The sequence below is a fragment of the Paracoccus benzoatiresistens genome, assembly GCF_026913015.1.
GTDB lineage: Bacteria > Pseudomonadota > Alphaproteobacteria > Rhodobacterales > Rhodobacteraceae > Paracoccus > Paracoccus benzoatiresistens.
This window is the reverse complement of record NZ_JAPTYD010000120.1, coordinates 1-3,343: the sequence shown is the minus strand read 5'-3', so window position 1 is coordinate 3,343 and position 3,343 is coordinate 1. Positions and strand designations below refer to the sequence as shown.

2 protein-coding genes and 2 pseudogenes are annotated in these 3,343 nt (G+C 64.3%); 3 read left to right on the top strand and 1 reads right to left on the bottom strand.

The window, feature by feature from the left end; translation table 11 throughout:
- Nucleotides 1-235: 235 nt before the first annotated feature.
- A pseudogene (locus tag OU682_RS23530) lies at nucleotides 236-1,110 on the top strand (transposase); the annotation flags it as partial.
- 183 nt (nucleotides 1,111-1,293) lie between these two features.
- On the opposite strand, the gene OU682_RS23525 reads toward OU682_RS23530, so the two are convergent.
- Nucleotides 1,294-1,977: a Crp/Fnr family transcriptional regulator gene (locus OU682_RS23525; RefSeq protein ID WP_268944610.1), complete on the bottom strand. Its 684-nt coding sequence runs from the start codon at nucleotides 1,975-1,977 to the stop codon at nucleotides 1,294-1,296.
- Nucleotides 1,978-2,221: 244 nt separating this feature from the next.
- Between OU682_RS23525 and OU682_RS23520 the strand changes: the two genes are divergently transcribed.
- Together OU682_RS23520 and OU682_RS23515 are read left to right on the top strand one after the other, a co-directional pair.
- On the top strand, nucleotides 2,222-2,968 hold the full coding sequence (locus OU682_RS23520) for a hypothetical protein (protein WP_268944609.1): 747 nt from the start codon (nucleotides 2,222-2,224) through the stop codon (nucleotides 2,966-2,968).
- Nucleotides 2,969-3,075: 107 nt separating this feature from the next.
- Nucleotides 3,076-3,343 (top strand): annotated as a pseudogene (locus OU682_RS23515) (MBL fold metallo-hydrolase); the annotation flags it as partial.

The window sequence follows — 3,343 nt, the reverse complement described above, 5'->3', positions numbered from 1 at the left end:
GCGGCCTGACTGGAGCCAACGTCACATGCCCGGAGCCCGCTGCCCGGCAATTTCCACCACATTCGCGACACGACCCACAGTCTTCGTCATTACCTTCTATCGCTGCCAACCGTCCATCCCCGTGAACCCTGTGTCAGCTTTAACGGCAAGAATGTCGGATTTAAAGGCAAGATACCATATTTAATGGCAAAAGCGCGCCGTTGATTTTGTTGACTTTCCTATACCGTATATAAGGGCTACGCGACACCGCCCCTCACGGGCGTCCAGGGTCTGGAACCGCATCCCGACGCTGCGCGTGTTCGGATCTTGGAACTGGCGCTCAGCGAGCCGGACCTTTCACCGCAGGAGTTGGCCGCTCGCTCCACGGATACGGAAAGTCTTTCCTATCGGAAGCCTCTGCCTGTCGACTGCTCAAGTCCTACGACCTGATCACCAGCCCAGCTTATGTGGTGATCAAGGCAGGGGACGAGTTCAGGGACAAGACCACTCGGTCAAACCAGCTGTGGTCCGGGCGACTTCACCTATCTCAAGGTGACAGGCTGGAGAGGGTTCTACTTGTCTACCCTGCTGGATGATCTCTCGCGGCTCACATTCTGGGCTGGAAGCCGTGCACCCGCATGGCGGCGGACGATGTCAACGCACCGCTCGATATCGCCCTTGCTGCATCAGGATGTGACAGTGCCACCGTGCTGCACAAGCCGCGGCTGCTCAGCGACAACGGCCCCTGCACCATCGCCGGTGACTTGGCCGAATACCTCGAAGAAATGATATGGACCATGTCCGTGGCGCCCCCAACCACCCCCAGACGCAGGGCAAGACCGAGCGCTGGTACCAGACCTTCAAGAACCGTTCGTCGGGGATTTGATCCACTGGATCAAGCCCTGATCCTCCTCATTCTGGAAAACCATTATTTGCAAGGCGAGCTTGAGGCGGCCATCGCCGCCTTTGTCGAGCATTACAACAACCACCGCCATCACGAGAGCCTCGGCAACCTCACGCCCGCTGATGTCTTCTACGGACGCGGCCCGGTAACTCTGGCAGAAAGGGAAAAAATCAAGAAACTGACCCCTCCAGAACCGGCCCTTGATCCATCAGCGCCAGGCAGCATAACCTCAATCCACAGAGCCAGGGCCCTCCAGACCAAAATCAGGCCGCCTGTTCCAAATCATTTGGCGACGGACACCTTCCCCCACCATTCTCGCACCGTCGCGGCCCTGGCCGCGAACTCATCAAGAAGTCGGTGCCCGATGCCCTGCTCCTGATTTTTGCGGTGCCCGCGCGCACGATACGGCGTCAGACCTCTTGCGCTGCATGCTCGAGCGCGGCGCGGTTGATGATCCGCAGACCGCCATATTCGGTGCGCACCGCATCTGTCTCGATCAGCGCCTTGAAGGCGCGCCGGAAGGCTGCGCGGCTCATGCCGGCCATGCGGCCCAGATCGTCCTGTGTCGCCCGGACCAATCCGTCGGGAGTTGCCAGCCTGAGCAGCATTCGCGCGAAGCGGGCCCGCGGCGTCAGCGACAGGACCTCCGCGAGAATTCGCACCGCAAGCGTGGCATTCGCGTGATTGAGCCGGAAGAAGCACGTCCAGTCTTCCGGGTGCTCCGCCAGGCTGCGACGCACCGCGCCGATCGGGATGCGGAAGACACGAGAGTCCGCGGCCGCCGAAACCGTGATCGAACGGGCCGTCTCGGCCAGCAGAGCGGAGTCCCCGATCCAGAAGCCGGGCCGGGCCCTGTAGATGGTCACTTCCTCGTCGCCCGTGATCGGGATCGACACGTCGAGCAGGCCCTCGCCCAGGCCGAAGATTGCATTCGGGGCATCCCCGATGGTGTAGAGGATTTCGCCGCGCAGAAGGGTCGTCCATCGTCCGGCCATCCCCATCCGGGTCTGGAACGCCCTGGGCTGCTCCGCCAGCCAGCCAGTGGCGGGCCCGGGGCGCAAGACGTCGGGATATTTTTGCTTCGATTGCTGCATCCGTCGCAATCCCTTCCGTCGGGAGCATCTAGGCTTCGGTCCAGGGTAGCACGGCCCCGGCTGCGGGCGTCATTGACCCAGATCAACCGGACCGCCTGGGCGGTACGCGGTCGGCTGTACTGTGCCGCGGCAGGGGACCCGGCAAGTCTTGGCGCCACGCGCTGCCGGTGAGCGACAAGGGCGTCTCGGAGACAAGCGCGGCAGGCAGTGCGACGCCGGCCGAACAAGGAGAGATCGACGGATGATGGCCTGGACAAGACAGCTCGCCGTGGCCCTGACGATCATGCCCCTGCCGGGCGCCGCGGCGGCGCAGGACACAGACTGGCAGATCACCGTCTCTCCCTATGTCTGGGCCCCCGGCATCTCGAGTTCCATCGACACCCGCTTTGGCACGATCGAGCCCGAGGCGGATATCGGCGACGTCCTGTCGGCCGCCGACTTCGTTCTGATGGGCATGGTCGAGGCCCGCCGTGGCCGCTGGGGCATGATCGCCGATCTTGTCTATGCCGATCTTTCGGAACGCCAGGACGCCCCGCTCGGCGGCCTGTTCTCGCACGCGACGGCCGACGCGGAACTCAGGATCGCGAGCGGCTATGCCGCCTACCGTGTTCATGAGGACGCACGGGTGGCGGCCGACCTTCTCGGGGGCTTTCGGGCGATGCGCGCCGATCTGGACGTGGCGCTTGCCCCCGGGGCACTGCCCGGCCAGGGGTTCGAGCTCAGCGAAAGCTGGATGGACCCCGTCGTCGGCGGCCGCGTCCAGTTCGCGCTGGATGAGCGTTGGTCCGCCATGGCGATGGCCGATATCGGCGGGTCGGGCGGCGGGACCGACCGCACATGGCAGGCCGTCGCGACCCTGGGCTACCGGATCAACGACCGCTGGTCGGTGCATGGCGGATGGCGCCAGCTTTCGATCGAAAAGGAGATGGACGGGCTTGATGTCGATCTCGACCTGGGGGGGCCGGTTCTCGGCTTCAGCGCCCGTTTCTGACCTGGGAAGAATTGCCAGGAAGCAGGGGGGTGACGCTTTCGATGCCCGCATGATCAGGCGCGCGTCGCCATCGACGGTGAACATTGAAGTAAAGAGGGAGTTGGAACATGACCACCAGACGCCAGATCCTCACGACCCTGCCTGTCACCGGCGCGGCCTTCGCGCTGTGCGGCCTTCCTCTCGACGAAGGCGCGGCCCATGCGCAGGAAGCGCGCGCGCCGCTCGAGGGCCATTTCCATCCCCGCGGCAAGGCACCGTCCGAACATACGCTGAAGGTTCTGGCCGAGGCGCGCACAACGCTGCCCTTTGACGACACCCGCGACCTGGACGAGCAGGCGCGCGGCCTTGTCGCCCGCAGGGCCGACCCGCGGATCA